14 protein-coding genes are annotated in these 14,441 nt (G+C 63.0%); 6 read left to right on the forward strand and 8 right to left on the reverse strand.

The window, feature by feature from the left end:
* Positions 1-96: 96 nt before the first annotated feature.
* Complete coding sequence (gene deoD / locus I6L39_RS09020) at positions 97-810, forward strand: purine-nucleoside phosphorylase (RefSeq protein WP_039039949.1); 714 nt, start codon at positions 97-99, stop codon at positions 808-810.
* Positions 811-1,100: 290 nt separating this feature from the next.
* Here the strand turns inward: deoD and I6L39_RS09025 are convergent, their stop codons facing one another.
* The 3 genes from I6L39_RS09025 to I6L39_RS09035 form a co-directional block, all read right to left on the reverse strand.
* Positions 1,101-2,045, reverse strand: a complete 945-nt coding sequence (locus I6L39_RS09025; protein WP_216991600.1) for a DUF2950 domain-containing protein — start codon at positions 2,043-2,045, stop codon at positions 1,101-1,103.
* On the reverse strand, positions 2,042-3,745 hold the full coding sequence (locus tag I6L39_RS09030; protein WP_216991601.1) for a DUF3300 domain-containing protein: 1,704 nt from the start codon (positions 3,743-3,745) through the stop codon (positions 2,042-2,044). Before I6L39_RS09030 ends, I6L39_RS09025 begins: the two co-directional genes overlap by 4 nt.
* 401 nt (positions 3,746-4,146) lie before the next feature.
* Positions 4,147-4,782 carry an AhpA/YtjB family protein gene (locus I6L39_RS09035; protein WP_042079342.1) on the reverse strand — a complete coding sequence of 212 codons (636 nt, stop codon included), beginning with the start codon at positions 4,780-4,782 and terminating at the stop codon, positions 4,147-4,149.
* 179 nt (positions 4,783-4,961) lie between these two features.
* Between I6L39_RS09035 and serB the strand changes: the two genes are divergently transcribed.
* Entirely contained in the window at positions 4,962-5,966 is a 1,005-nt protein-coding gene (serB, locus tag I6L39_RS09040; protein ID WP_216991602.1) for a phosphoserine phosphatase SerB, read from the forward strand.
* Positions 5,967-5,994: 28 nt separating this feature from the next.
* On the forward strand, positions 5,995-6,900 hold the full coding sequence (locus I6L39_RS09045) for an alpha/beta fold hydrolase (RefSeq protein WP_209793657.1): 906 nt from the start codon (positions 5,995-5,997) through the stop codon (positions 6,898-6,900).
* Positions 6,901-6,959: 59 nt separating this feature from the next.
* On the opposite strand, the gene I6L39_RS09050 is transcribed toward I6L39_RS09045, so the two are convergent.
* Complete coding sequence (locus I6L39_RS09050; protein ID WP_216991603.1) at positions 6,960-9,326, reverse strand: PilZ domain-containing protein; 2,367 nt, start codon at positions 9,324-9,326, stop codon at positions 6,960-6,962.
* A 100-nt stretch (positions 9,327-9,426) separates the two neighbouring features.
* On the opposite strand from I6L39_RS09050, the gene radA reads away from it, so the two are divergent.
* Complete coding sequence (gene radA / locus I6L39_RS09055; protein WP_042079338.1) at positions 9,427-10,791, forward strand: DNA repair protein RadA; 1,365 nt, start codon at positions 9,427-9,429, stop codon at positions 10,789-10,791.
* 63 nt (positions 10,792-10,854) lie between these two features.
* Here the strand turns inward: radA and I6L39_RS09060 are convergent, their stop codons facing one another.
* Together I6L39_RS09060 and I6L39_RS09065 are read right to left on the reverse strand one after the other, a co-directional pair.
* Positions 10,855-11,244, reverse strand: coding sequence for a PilZ domain-containing protein (locus I6L39_RS09060; RefSeq protein WP_216991776.1), 390 nt, complete (start codon positions 11,242-11,244; stop codon positions 10,855-10,857).
* Between the two features lie 102 nt (positions 11,245-11,346).
* Complete coding sequence (locus tag I6L39_RS09065) at positions 11,347-11,829, reverse strand: Rsd/AlgQ family anti-sigma factor (RefSeq protein WP_042079336.1); 483 nt, start codon at positions 11,827-11,829, stop codon at positions 11,347-11,349.
* Positions 11,830-12,167: 338 nt separating this feature from the next.
* On the opposite strand from I6L39_RS09065, the gene hupA reads away from it, so the two are divergent.
* A complete protein-coding gene (hupA, locus tag I6L39_RS09070) occupies positions 12,168-12,440 on the forward strand; it encodes a nucleoid-associated protein HU-alpha (protein WP_005305063.1) in 273 nt (90 codons plus the stop codon).
* Positions 12,441-12,553: 113 nt separating this feature from the next.
* On the forward strand, positions 12,554-12,979 hold the full coding sequence (locus I6L39_RS09075) for a hypothetical protein (protein WP_209793654.1): 426 nt from the start codon (positions 12,554-12,556) through the stop codon (positions 12,977-12,979).
* A 71-nt stretch (positions 12,980-13,050) separates the two neighbouring features.
* Here the strand turns inward: I6L39_RS09075 and I6L39_RS09080 are convergent, their stop codons facing one another.
* Positions 13,051-13,200 (reverse strand): hypothetical protein, encoded by a 150-nt coding sequence (locus I6L39_RS09080; protein WP_084203124.1) that lies wholly within the window; start codon positions 13,198-13,200, stop codon positions 13,051-13,053.
* A gap of 2 nt (positions 13,201-13,202) precedes the next feature.
* Positions 13,203-14,159, reverse strand: coding sequence for a tRNA dihydrouridine(20/20a) synthase DusA (dusA, locus tag I6L39_RS09085; RefSeq protein ID WP_254203760.1), 957 nt, complete (start codon positions 14,157-14,159; stop codon positions 13,203-13,205).
* Positions 14,160-14,441: the final 282 nt, after the last annotated feature.

A 14,441-nucleotide genomic window follows, 5' to 3' on the forward strand; every position in this document is an offset into this window, starting at 1 on the left:
GATCTGTTTCCTGTAATGTACCGGCCCGTCGCCGCGAGGTGGCGGGCAACCCAATAAAGACAATAAAACTCAACCTAGTGTGAAGGAATAAAGAGAATGGCAACTCCTCATATCAATGCGAAAGATGGCGCCTTTGCTGATACCGTGCTGATGCCGGGCGACCCCCTGCGTGCCAAGTACATCGCCGAGACCTTCCTGGAGAACGTCGAGCAGGTGTGCGACGTGCGTAACATGTTCGGTTTCACCGGCACCTACAAGGGCCGTCGCATCTCCGTCATGGGCCATGGCATGGGCATCCCGTCCTGCTCCATCTACGCAAAAGAGCTGATCACCGACTACGGCGTGAAGACCCTGATCCGCGTGGGCTCCTGCGGTGCCGTGCGTGAAGACGTGAAACTGCGTGACGTGGTGATCGGCATGGGCGCCTGCACCGACTCCAAGGTGAACCGTCTGCGCTTCAAGGATCACGACTTCGCCGCCATCGCCGACTTCGATCTGGTGGCCAATGCCGTGCAAGCCGCCAAGAACAAGGGCGTGGCCGTGCGCGTGGGCAACATCTTCTCCGCCGACCTGTTCTACACCCCGGATCCCTCCATGTTCGACGTCATGGAAAAGTACGGCATCCTGGGTGTCGAGATGGAAGCCGCCGGTATCTACGGCGTGGCCGCCGAGTACGGTGCCAAGGCGCTGACCATCTGCACCGTTTCCGATCACATCCGTACCGGCGAGCAGACCACCTCCGAAGAGCGTCAGCTGACCTTCAACGACATGATCGAAATCGCGCTGGACTCCGTGCTGCTGGGCGACTGATCCCCGGCTTCGGCTCCATGCAAAACGGCGACCTGGGGTCGCCGTTTTTTTATGTCTCATTGGGGATGCAAGCCCAGAGGGCTGGCTGTGCCACCTAGGCTTCCTGGCCTCAATCAAGAGAGTAAGACCATGAAATGAAAGCATATGCTTACCCAATCGATCTTCATTCTGCTCCCAAGCATCGGGTGGGTCAGCGAGGGACCGACCGGCCCCGCGTCATCTTCTGTGATCTCCATGACGCTGCTCTCGGCCCATGCTAGCTGCCAAGCTCCTAGGGTAGATAAAGTGCCCTAATCCCCCTCAGCGCTAACCACCAGTGACCAGCTCTTGTCGGGATCAAACAGCTGGATCGCCTCGACAGCGGTGGCCGTATCGGCCCCGAGATCCTTTTGATAGACCCGTCCCTCGTGATTCACCATGAAGGTCATCACCCCGCTGGTGGCATAATCGGCAGGCCAGGCGAGCAGGGCGACACCGTCTCTTAACTGCCCTTCGACAAAGTACTCTTTCTGCCCCCCATTGGCAGCGGCTCCCTGAGCATACAGGATACGGTAGTAGTAGCCATGATAGGGGGTGCGTTGACCGACCACGGCCCTGTAGCCCTCGGCCGCGGCACGGACGACCTCCTCTCCGGCCGGGCTGGCTGGTTCTCCCTCGCCAACGGGCCAATAGAGCCCATTGTGTTGTCCTGGATCACTGCGCAGTTTTGCCGCAAAGAGTCCCGCAGGTTGGCCATCATGCCCCAGGGCGGCGTACTCCAGCTGTGCGTCGATAAAGCCACGGCACACTGCAATGGCCCCCAGCTCATTGCGACCGATGCGGCGATAGACGATCTCTTTGGCTCCGGCGGCGCCATCGAGATACCACTTGCCATTTTCGGCCACGAGGGGGATGGGCAGTGGCCAATCCGACTCCCCCACGACCAGGATCATTTTATCCCTGCCTTCGGCCACCAGTTGGTGCTTGCTCTTGAAGCTCGCGACGAAGGCGGAGCGATCATTGGCATCGGCCACCTCATCCCCCGAAGTGACGGCCTCCTCACTATTTTCACCGAGCAACAGCGTCAGTGCGGCGACGTCGTTCTGCTCCAGGGCCGTGATCAGGGCCTGCACCGCCTCATCCGGGGTCGCGAAGGTGCGCTGCGCCATGGCGCTCGCATCGCTGGCGCAGACCAGGGCCAGCAGGGCCAAACCCCATGAGGGGGCCCAACTCCATTTCAACAAACGCTTCATCATCGCGTACTCCGTCTGGGTTGAGTGGTGCGCCCTGTACGCGCGCTACTGGCCACGCTTTCGCGGCCACGTTGGCTGGCGGCGCGTTCGGTTCTGCCCGAGTTATGTACCCCTTGGAAGGCACTCCTTGCGGTTGAGGCCGAGGCCACAGGGGCTCTGCGCGTCGCCGTCTGTGTCGCACTCTTGGTGTGAGTGGTGCGTGGTTGGACATAGCCGCGGTCACGTGCTCCTGCGGTCTGTGGCGTGATTTGCGGGCGCTTGACCCTGTCTCCCGCGTAGTCGCCCTGGCGCGGCGTGCGCTGGGCCACATTCGCCTCCCTGTTCGCCTGTCTGGCGTCGCGCGTCACCTTGGCATTGTCGCCTTGGGGTTGGCGGTTGGCTCCCGCATAGCTTCCCTTCGGGGCGGTTGCGCGAGCCTCGCGGTTCACCTCGTTGACCGCGCGCGGTGCGCCGGCGTATTCGCCTTTAGGCTGGCGATCGGCCCCCGCATAAGTCCCCTTGGGTGCTGCATCTCGTTGGACCGCCCCTGCCGCGTTATTCAATGGGCGCTGTGCCAGGGTCGTCAGCTCAGGGCGGTTGGGGCGCGCCGCCGTGATGGGGCTGTCGGCCTGGCGCAGGTAGTTGTTGGGGCCGCGCTCAAACTTGTTGAAGTAATCGTCCCCCTTGGCGTTGATATAAATATTGTTGTTGGAGCCCCGCTGATAGTTAACCGGACGGTTGTAGCCACTGGTGGGACGAAAACCGTTGCCATAGTTGGGGTTGTAACGATAGGGGACGTAACCGCTGGGATAACCTGCTCCCCACCTAGGGTAATAGGGGTGATAGTCGTCCTCATAGTCATCGTCGTTGAAGACTTCGTTGACCAGCATGCCCGCACCAAAGGCGAGCAAGCCCGTCAGGACCATATCATCGCGGTCGTATTCATCATCGTCATCGCTGTCATGGTCGTGATCGTCATGCTCCACCACTGTCGTGGTCGTTGTCGCAGGCACGGTCGTTGTCGTGGTCTCTGTGGTCACCGGTGCCGGCCCGGCAGCCGGCGCGCTATAGACGGCGGTTGGGTCGTATTGCGGGGCATAAATGACGTCAGGGTTGGCAGGAGCAATGGTGACGATCTGCTGATTGTTCTGTTCATCTTTGGCGACGTCCATCTGCTCGGAGTCTTTCAGGTTGCCCACCTCCATTGCTTGCTGGCGCAGGCGCTGAACGGCAGCCAGAACGCCCGGCTCATCGGCCAGGAAGGCACTGCCCAGCTCGGTCGTCCACTCCATCTTCAAGCACATCATGTCCATGACGGTCGGGAAGTGCATCAGCGACATGGTTGGCGGAGTAAAGCCCAGCGGCGCAATGGCGGCTGTCAGTTCCTTCCCCTTGAGATTGGGGTGGGCGACCAGCCAGTTGCCGGCATCGAGCACCTCTTGCGGATTGGTGGCGCTGGCCAGCACCTGAGCCAATAACGCATCCGGGTAGAGCGCTACGGGTGCAAGCAAGGTCTCAAGCGCCTCTGGGGTATATTTCGATGCTTGCGCGTTAACGGGCTGCCCTTGCGGTGCGACCGCTGCACTGGTGGTGCTGGCGGCCGAGACCGCGTTGGGCTGAACACTTTGCGCGACGGAAGGCGGCTCCTCTTTGCAGGCAGCCAATCCCGTGCTGAGGGCGAGCATGGCTGCCAACACGCTCCGGCGAAATAGAGGTTGCTTCATGACTGTGCTTCCTTCTGCTGGAGTGGCTGATGCACCCCTTGCCTGATGATTCGCATAAATGTGGTATCTCATCGCATTCAAGGCGGGCGTTTCATACCGAAAACATAAACCACGAATCGAGATCACACCCAACACCGGCAGGAAAGGCGTGAAAAATTCGAGTGCGCCTGTCTCAGGCTATGCCCGGCACCTTAAGGTGAGCAGAATCAGATGGGCAGACAGTTGAACGCCGGTGCAGCGCAGATGGGGGGATAGCCTTCAGGCAACGGCGGCATGAGGTGAGCGAGGAGAGGTCACTTCGTTGACGGGCGTTTCGGCGACGACGGCGTGCCAGACGCCTCGATGCTCCGCTCGATAGTCATCTCGAGCAGTTGAGGGAGACGGGTATCGCGAGCAGTACCTTATTCGATGCCAGGCGGTGGGGCATTGTCGCCTGTCTGGGGCGGTGCCGGGCGCTTCTTGTGCTTGCGCACCCGCACGTAGTTGCGGCGCACCCCGTAGGAGATGAGCAGGCCGGCCAGCAGCATCACCAGCAGCATCAGCCGCTGCTTCTCCTGGCTTATCTTGAGCTGGGTGTCCTGCGCGGCCAGCAGCTTCTGCTCCTCCAGGGTGATCCTCAGGTAGCCCAGGGTCAGGTTCCCCTCCAGGATCTCCTGGACGAACTGGATGCGCCCCTTGCCCTGCTCCGGCAGGGACTTGTTGTCGGTGCCGATGGGCAGCAGGCTGTCCAGCGGCACCGCCTGATCCGACTGGGCGAGGGGGATGCCGCGGGCGTCGTAGAGGGTGACATCTAGGATGTCGGGGTCGGCGGCGAGATCCTGCGCCAGCCGCTCCAGCTCGCTCTCCTTGTCTTCCTTGATCCAGCGCCCCATGTCCCGGGCGGCATAGGCGACCAGCGCCTGGGCCCTGTCCCGTGCCGCACTGTGCAGCGCGGCCTGGCTCTCTCCCTGCATGTGGATGAGCAGCACCAGCACCCAGAGGCCGAGCAGGATCCCTGCCGCCAGGCTGATGACTCGTTTGATGGGAAGGTGACGCACAGCACAGAGCCTCTGGTGGTGAATGAAGGAGGGGCCGGGTTTCTGGTGGCCCCTCGGCGGGGCCGGGAGGGGCCTGCGGCACCGCAGGCGGGATCTTGGCGCTTGCCTGTACAAAAAGCAATACGCTACTCTGGGCCGGCATGATGAACCCCATGATTTCCAAGGAAGGCGTCTCTCTTATGTTGTTGTCCCAACTCCCCCGCTCCCTGCACGACTGGTCCAGTGCCCTGTGCAGCGCGCCCTGCTGGCAGCTCACTCCCGAAGCCCTGCTGCCTGCGTCCCGTGCCCACGATGGCGCCTGGCTCGTCCTGTTTGGCAGGGCGCTGGACGCCGGCCATCTGGGGCGGCTGGCCAGGCTGCTGGCCAGCCACGAGGTGGAGGCCAGTCTCTATCCCGTGGGGGAGCAGGCCGGCATCCCCCTGCTGCTGCTCGGGGCGAGCCGCTTCTCCCCTGAACTGGTGCAGGAACTGAAAGCCCAGGAGTGGGACATCGATCTGTGCCACCTGCCGACCCTGCCCACCCTGGGGGAACCCGGTTTGCTGGTGATGGACATGGACTCCACCGCGATCCGGATCGAGTGCATCGACGAGATAGCGCGGCTGGCGGGCGTGGGCGAACAGGTGGCGGCCGTCACGGCGGCGGCCATGCAGGGCAAGCTGGAGTTTGCCGACAGCCTGAGGGCCAGGGTGGCCCTGCTGGAAGGGGCGCCGGTCACCATCCTCGACGAGGTGGCGGCGAACATGCCCTGGATGCCCGGCTTGCCACTCATGGTCGATACCCTCAAACAGGCGGGCTGGAAGGTGGCGATCGCCTCGGGCGGTTTCACCCGGTTCGCCGGTCAATTGCAGCGGGAGCTTGGACTGGACGCCGTCTTCGCCAACGAGCTGGCGGTGGAGGGGGGTCTGCTGACCGGCAAGGTGAGCGGCCCCATAGTGGATGCCGCCGTCAAGGCCGAGGTGCTGCGGCGGCTCGCGGCGGAGCACGGCATCGCCGCCAGCCAGACGGTGGCCGTCGGCGATGGGGCCAACGATCTCAGGATGATGGGGGTGGCCGGTCTGGGCATCGCCATCCACGCCAAGCCACTGGTGCGTGCCCAGGCGGCGGCCACCCTCAACCACCACGATCTGGAAGGGGTGCTCTGCCTGCTCGGCGCGCTGGCCTGTCGCGACCGGCGCTGGGGCTGAGCAGGCTCAAGGAGGAGCTGAAAGCAAGATGGAACTGTTGCAACAATCCCTGTTTGTCCCCTGCGGCGAGCATCGACTGCACGTACGCCACATCCAGCCCGGTGTCGCGGTGCATGCGGATCCCATCCTGATGGTGCACGGCGCCATCGAGAACGGCCGCATCTTCTACACCGAATCCGGCAAGGGGCTGGCCTGTTTCCTGGCACGGCACGGCTATCAGGTGTATGTGGCGGATCTGCGGGGGCGGGGGCTCAGCACCCCGGCCATCGCCGAACGGGCCGGTCACGGCCAGCATGAGCTGATCACCGAGGATCTGCCCGCCCTGCAACGCTGGGTCGCCGCTCGCCATGCCGGCGCCAGGGTGCACTGGATGGCGCACTCCTGGGGGGGGGTCATCATGGCCTCGACCCTGGTGCGCTTCCCCGCACTGGCCGACCAGATAGCCAGCCTGGTGTTCTTCGGCACCAAGCGGGGGGTCTCGGTGCAGAACCCCGAGCGCTGGTTGAAGGTGGATCTGATTTGGAACCGGCTGGCCCCCTGGCTGGCGCGCCATCGCGGTTTTCTGGCCGCGCGCCGGTTGCGGATAGGGGCGGACGATGAGCCGCTGCGCTACCTGCAGGAGACCATCCCCTGGGTGAAGTGCGGCCCCTGGCAGGATCCGTTCGATGGCTTTGCCTACGGGGAGGCGGCAGCCAGGGTCAACTGGCCGCCGCTCTGGATGATCTCGGCCAAGGCCGACAAGGTGCTGGGTCACCCGACCGACGTGCGCCGTTTCAGCGACGAGATGGGCTCGGCCACCCGCCATACCCGCCTCGGGCGGGACAACGGCAACCGGCTCGACTACGACCACATCAACATGCTGACGGCGCCCCAGGCCCAGGAGGATCACTTCCCCGAGATCCTGGCCTGGCTGCGCAACCCGCAGGCGGCTTGAGACGGACAAGGGCGGCCCCGGGGCCGCCCTTGTCGTGAATGGCGCTCGCCCCGCCAGGGTCAGTGCGCGGCGATGCCGAGCCGGAACAGGGTGGCCTGGGTGGTATCGGTCAGCTCGCCCACCCCCACCACGCTCCAAAGCTCCTCTTCCAGCTTCTTGGCCTTGTGAATGGCGAACTTGGCGATGTAGTCCAGCTCGTTGGCGATGAAGCTGGTGTCCGGCCGGCCGGTGCGGGAGATGCCGACCAGCACCGAATAGAACTCACCCTGCTGCCGGGCCGACTCGATGAAGCGGCGCTTCTGCTCCACCGATGCAAAGCTGCTGGCAAGCTGGCTGCGAAACAGGGGCGCGCCCCCCTTGGTGTGCAGGCCGGCGATATAGACCTCCTCCTCCTCCGGCTTGTCTTCCCGAAGGATGGTGCGCAGGGGGGCGAGCAGCAGGGTCTTGAGCAGGGAACCCTGCAGCAAGGGGTAGAGGTTCGCCTGCCCCTCCCGCTCGGCGCAAGCCTGCAACAGGCCGGCGAGACTGCGCGGCCTGGGGGCCAGCCCCAGGGCTGCGGGGCGGGGCGGCCCGTTGAGCTTGTTCACGTAGACAGGGGTGTTGAACAGGTGGTGGGTATAGAGGTTGCGCAGCGCCCTGGCCATGCCACGGTAGCGCTTGTGCTCCCGGGTGGTCTTGAGCTTGTTCTGGTTGCTCTCTATTAGCAGGCTGAAGAACTGGTGGCCGATGTGGCGCTCCGCCACCCCCTCGATGCACAGGTGCAACACGGTTCGACTCTGGTTGAGGCTGACCAGCCGGTAGGGGAGACGCTGCAGATCCATGTTCCTGGCGAGATCCTGCAGGCGGGGCAGGGCGACCTGGAGTATGTCCCCCTTCTCGCCGGCAAACGGCTCCTCCAGCTCGATCTGCATGCCGTGGGCCGAGATGTCGCGGGTCCAGCCGAGCCAGGCGCGATCCTGGTGGCGGACCACGATGGCCGTCTTGTGGACGTAGCGGGCCTCCTTGCGCAGTTGCACATAGTGCAGCGTCTCTATTTCGAAGGGGACCGCATGAATGTCGTGGCCGAAGCGCTGCAAGTCGTTGGCGTTGTGCGCCTGGCGGCTGTCGAACCGGAATTCCTCGCGCTGATTGTCGAGCCCTATCTCCTGCAGCATGCCCACGTAACCCAGCTGGTCTAGCCGCTCGCGCAGCAGCCTGTCCTGCAGCTGGTGTGCCCCTCCCGGCTGGCTGTCGAGATCGGCCTCGGCCAGGGTGCAGGCCTCCAGGCTGAACTTGTAGACGCGCCAGCTGGGGCGGCGGGCGCCTACCTGGAAGAACAGGGTGGTCAGCCCGCTCTGCTCCAGCTCTTCCCGGGTGGCGGAGAAGAAGTAGAGGTGGCTGCGTACCGAGTGGGTGAAGCTGTAGATCAGGGTCTCTCGCAGCCCCCCCCTGTCCGGCAGCAGGGAGGGCATCCGCGCCGCCGGGAAGAGGGTGGCGAGCATGTCGCGGTTCTTGGCGTCGCGCCAGTACTCCAGGATGTGCTGGTTGTTCTCGGTCCGCAGGGCGATCTCGAGGGCCGGGGCACTGCCCTTGCCGAAGAAGAGCGGCATGCCCGTCATGCGCGGCAGGTAGAACTGTTCATACCCCTTGATGACGGCGGCCGACAGCAGGTAGTCGACGCTGACCCGGTAGCGGTTGCGGTTGTGTTCGATGAAGTCGCGCAGGAAGCTGTCGAAGGCGGGGTGCTCGCCGCTCTTCACCAGGCGGAGCCAGTACTTCCCCTCTTTCTGCTCCTCCCCCAGGATCTGGTAGACGATCGGCTGGCGCAGCACGGGGTGAGGGTGTTCGCGCTCCAGGCCGGTGAAGAAGACCTCGATCTGCTCGCCGGTCTGATACTCGGGCAGGTAGGGCACCGAGACCCGGATCCCGCCGAGGGAGATATCCGAGCTCTTGACCTGCAGTTTCTCCCCGCTCGCCAGGTGCAGCACCATGGGCGAGCTGAAGTGCATCCGCTCCTCCTGCCTGCCGTAGTGGCTGGCGAAGGGGATGGCGTTGACCTCGAAGGGCTGAAACGGATTGAGCGGCAGGGAGAGGTGCTCGCTGCGCCCCTGATTGAGCCTGTACCAGGCTTGCAGCGCCTCGTAGACCCCCAGGGTATAGGCGTCCCGGTAGAGGTAGCACTGGGATTGAAACAGCTCGATGGCCTCGGCGGGCATGAAGTGGGTGACCCCCTCGAACTCGTATACCTGGCAGAGGGCGCCGAGCTCGTTGCGCATGTCGATCACGCGTCGGCAGGGGGTGCACTTGCGCTTGAGCTCCATCTTCAGCAGGAAACGGCCGTTGGTATTCTCGTTCTGGGTCAAGCGGTTGAAGATGTCGTCGAAGTCCTTTTCCCGAAGCAGGGGGACAAGCTGTTCTATCAGGTGTAGGGGCTGTTCTGAATCCATGTATTCCTGCCGCGGAAAGTCACTTTTCCGATTCTGGGTTTGATCTGTCGGTCGCAAACCAGTATATCAAGCAGGAATTCATCCTGTCCCCGAGTTATCCATGGCCAAAAACAAAACCGCCTATGTTTGTTCCGAATGTGGAGCCGACTTCACCCGCTGGCAAGGTCAGTGCAGCGAGTGCAAGGAGTGGAACACCATCACCGAGGTGAGGCTGGGGGTCGCGACGCCCGGCAAGAGCGCCCGCTACACAGGTTATGCCGGTGCCGTCGGCAGCCAGGTGCAGACCCTGGCGGAGATCGCCACCACCGAGATCCCCCGTTTCAGCTCCGGCTTCAAGGAGCTGGACCGGGTGCTCGGCGGCGGCGTGGTGCCCGGCTCGGCCATCCTCATCGGCGGCAATCCGGGGGCGGGCAAGTCGACCCTGCTGCTGCAGACCATGTGTGGCCTGGCGCAGCGGATGAAGACCCTCTACGTGACCGGGGAGGAGTCCCTGCAGCAGGTGGCGATGCGGGCCGGCCGGCTGGGCCTGCCCACCGATCGGCTGCGCATGCTGTCCGAGACCAGCGTCGAGCAGATCTGCCTCATCGCCCAGCAGGAGCAGCCGCAGATCATGGTCATCGACTCCATCCAGGTGATGCACGTGGCGGACGTGCAGTCCGCGCCGGGCTCCGTCTCCCAGGTGCGCGAGTCCGCGGCCCTGCTCACCCGCTACGCCAAGCAGAACCATGTGGCCATCTTCATGGTGGGCCACGTCACCAAGGACGGCACCCTGGCCGGCCCCAAGGTGCTGGAGCACTGCATCGACTGCTCCGTGCTGCTGGACGGGGGTCATGACTCCCGGTTCCGTACCCTGCGCTCCCACAAGAACCGCTTCGGGGCGGTCAACGAGCTCGGCGTGTTCGCCATGACGGGGCAGGGGATGAAGGAGGTGAGCAACCCCTCTGCCATCTTCCTCAGCCGGGGCGAGGAGCAGGCCCCCGGCTCCATCGTCATGGTGATCTGGGAGGGCACCCGCCCGCTCTTGGTGGAACTGCAGGCGCTGGTGGACTACTCCCAGCTCTCCAACCCGCGCCGGGTGGCGGTGGGGATGGATCACAACCGCCTCGCCATGTTGCTGGCGGTGCTGCACCGTCACGGGGGGTTGCAGATGGCGGATCAGGACGTCTTCATCAACGTGGTCGGCGGCGTCAAGGTGGAGGAGACCAGCGCGGATCTGGCGCTGCTGCTGGCCATGGTGTCCAGCTTCAGGGATCAGGCCCTGCCCAAGGATCTGGTGGTGTTCGGCGAGGTGGGGCTCTCCGGCGAGATAAGGCCCGTGCCCTCCGGCCAGGAGCGGCTGCAGGAGGCGGCCAAGCACGGTTTCCGCCGCGCCATCGTGCCCCACGCCAATGCCCCCAAACACCCCATTGAGGGGATGGAGGTGGTGCCGGTGAAGAAACTCTCCGATGCCCTCGAGGCCCTGTAGCCGATGGCGGTCGACAGACAATGAAAAGGAGCGCCTCGGCGCTCCTTTGTGTATCCGCGCCTCTCAGGGCGTCGTCGGCGGGACGTGCTCCCTGTGTTCTTGCAGCAACTGCTCCAGCTCGCGATGGAGAAGCTGCTCTTCCCCGATGTTCAGTTCAATCATCCGCTTGAGGTGGGTGGCGCTGTCGATGTCGATGTGGTGGCAATAGAAGCCCAGCTTCTTGCTGGCCTCGTGGGTCAGCTCGACCTGCATCTTGATCTCGATGTCGCTGCCCCCCAGCACGAAGCAGATTTCGTACTCCTTGTCGTCGCTGGCGACCCAATCCTCTGGCCTGAGCAGCAGGGCCCCCTGCAGGGAGACATCGACCAGCTGGGTGCGCCACTGGAGTTCACCCTGGGTGAGCCTGGCGGCGGTCAAATAAAAAATGCGTGTGAAGTGGCGGCGCTCGGCCATGGTCGTCTCCGGTCTGCGTGCGAGCACAGTGCTCATCGTTCATGTTCCAGAGTGTAATGTAGCTGGCGCATCAGGATGTTGAACTGGCTCCGGTATTGGATATCAGACCCGCTGATGGCTGAGGGATTCCACCACCTGCAGCGCCTTGACCAGGCGGTCTTCCTGCTTAAACCTGTCTTCCAGCACGGGGCCCAGCTGGTTCAGATCCTCGTCGAGTTGCAACAGCTGTGCCTCGTCGGCATTGCTGTACTTGTCGTTGAACTCCAGCGCGAACTCGGTACAGGCCCGGATGTGGGGGTAGATGCGTTTGGCCAGCTCCAGCTTGTCGCCGCTGGCCTGCTCGAAGGCAGTGACCACGTGGTTGTAGATCTCGAAATGGCCGGCGCTGACGTAGTCGACCAGCTGTTCGCAGAAGCGTTGCAGCTCGATGTGACCGGGAAGGGATCGCTGCTTGGACTTGGTGGGCATGAGCCCGGCCAGTCGCATGTACTCGACCAGCAACGCCTGTCTGGCATCGAGCCAGTCGTCTATCGCTCTGTGCTTTCCTGCCAGTGCGCGCTTGGTGTTTTCCAGTTCAGTTAACATAGTCCCTCCATGGGCATGGCATGCGGCACTCTGGTCGCACACCTCCGGTCATTCTCATCGACTGACGACACTCCTATAACTAGGGAAAATCCTGTTGACCGTCAATAGGAGTGTAGGGATATTGTTACATCAGGCTGGGGGCTGCATACAAGTCTCCGCCGGTTTCGCGCGCCGTGTCGCCCATCTGGGTGACAAAGGGGCGAGATATGTGACTATTTCCGCAGATCTTGATGAAAACCCCAGCATTCAAGCCAATCCGGCTGATAAAGCCTTTGCCTGAGTGTTTTTTTTTGAATAGAGTGGCCCGGTGCTAAATGCCCGATCATAAAGGAAATGTTATGAACAAAGCTCAACTTGTCGATGCAATTGCCGCCAAAGCAGACCTGAGCAAAGCTCAGGCCAAAGTCGCTCTGGAAGAGATCATCAATGGTATTACCCAGAGCCTGAAAGAGGGCGATGCCGTTCAGTTGGTGGGTTTTGGTACCTTCAAGGTCAACCATCGTGCGGGCCGCACCGGTCGCAACCCGCAGACTGGCAAAGAGATCCAGATTGCAGCCGCCAATGTGCCGTCCTTTGTGGCAGGCAAGGCGCTGAAAGACGCCGTCAAGTAATCGCGTAAAGTAATCAAATGAAACCCGGCTCATGCCGGGTTTTTTCTTGCCATCTTCGTTAGAATTTGTTTCAGATACACTCAGGATATGGCATGCGCTGTAGTGAGGTGGATATGGAACAGAAGAATGCCATTCGGCAGGTGGCCGTACCCTGGGCCCCCTCTCGTCAACTCCCCCCCGGCCTGGTGGTGGCCGAGCTGCATCAGGACATCTGGAGCGACACCCTGACCATTATGCTGGGCCGTGCCCGCAGCATAGACCTGCCGCCGCAGCCCCTCTGCCGGGTCAATTTCCGCCACATCTTCGCGGTGCGGGTGATGGAAGACTGCGATCTGGCGGAAGGGCGCGACAGCCACATCATCGAGGAGCAGATCCAGCTGATCATCCCGTCCCGCTTCGCCAGCTGGTTCCATCAGGAGTCCGATGGCCTGCATCTGGACGAGGACTTGCAGCATTACCGCATCTCGACCTGGGATTACTGCGCCGACGTGCTGACCTCGTCCCCCCCCGAGCTGCAGTTCGTGGCGTCGGAGGAGTGAATCGGCCCCCATTCCCGTCAAGGAAACAAAAAAGCCGGCGCATCGCAGCGCCGGCTTTCCTGTCTGGGGTGTCAGCCCAGCAGCTGATCCCGGTGCAGGCCCAGCACGATCAGCAGCCCGATGAAATAGAAGGCGCTGAGCTTGATGCCCAGGATGGCGAGCAGGCCGGCGCAGAGGCGCACCAAGGCCTTGTGCAGCCAGGAGCCGGTGAAGCGATACATGGTTACTCCACCGACTCGGCGCTGGCGAATTCCGGCACCTTGGCCATGGCGTCTAGCACCACCTGGATGCCGGCGCCCGGCTTGCAGGCATTCTCGCTCAGGTGACGACGCCAGGCGCGGGCGCCCTGCATGTTCTGGAACAGGCCCAGCATGTGGCGGGTCATGTGGGAGAGGTAGTTGCCCTTGGCCAGCTCCTGTTCCATGTAGGGCAGCATCATCCGCACCACCTCGTGGCGGCTCGGCACCTCGCCCGCCAGGCCGAAGATCCGGTTGTCGACCTCGGCCAGGAGGTAGGGGTTCTGGTAGGCCTCGCGCCCCATCATGACACCGTCGAGGTGCTGCATGTGTTCGAGGGACTGCTCCAGGCTGGTGACCCCGCCGTTGATGGCGATGGTCAGATCCGGATAATCCTGCTTGACCCGGTAGACGCGGGGGTAGTCCAGCGGCGGGATCTCGCGGTTCTCTTTCGGGCTCAGGCCGCTCAGCCAGGCCTTGCGGGCGTGGACGATGAAGGTGTCGCAGCCGGCGTCGCGCACCTGCTCGATGAAGGTCTGCAAAAACTCGTAGGAGTCCTGCTCGTCGATGCCGATGCGGGTCTTCACGGTTACCGGGATCTTGACCACGTCGCGCATCGCCTTGACGCAGTCGGCCACCAGGGCGGGCTCGCCCATCAGGCAGGCGCCGAAGCGGCCGTTCTGGACACGATCCGACGGGCAGCCCACGTTGAGGTTGATCTCGTCATAGCCGCGCTCCTCGGCCAGTTTGGCACAGCGGGCCAGATCCGCCGGGTTGCTGCCTCCCAGCTGCAGGGCGAGGGGGTGTTCCTGCTCGCTGTAGCCCAGATAGTCCCCCTTGCCGTGGATGATGGCGCCCGTGGTCACCATCTCGGTATACAGCAGGGTCTGGCGGGTCATCAGACGGTGGAAGTATCGGCAATGCCGATCGGTCCAGTCCAGCATGGGGGCAATCGAGAATGTCTGGCGGTGGGCAGGCTTGCCAGATATGGCCTCAGAGCCTGATTTCACGGGGTTTTCACTGATTTGTTTCTGAGTCATTTGCGGGTGTTTCCAGACATTTGTTGATTGAACCTGCCCCATATCTGCCCCACCATTTCATGGGGCAGGTGTACTCCACGAGGTATCTATGGCCGGCTACACAATAGAAAAACGTAAGACCAGCAAAGGCGAGTTACGCTATCGCTGTACCGTCAGGGAACATAAAGGCGAAGAGGTAGTATACCG

The organism is Aeromonas sp. FDAARGOS 1409, assembly GCF_019048705.1.
GTDB lineage: Bacteria > Pseudomonadota > Gammaproteobacteria > Enterobacterales > Aeromonadaceae > Aeromonas > Aeromonas sanarellii.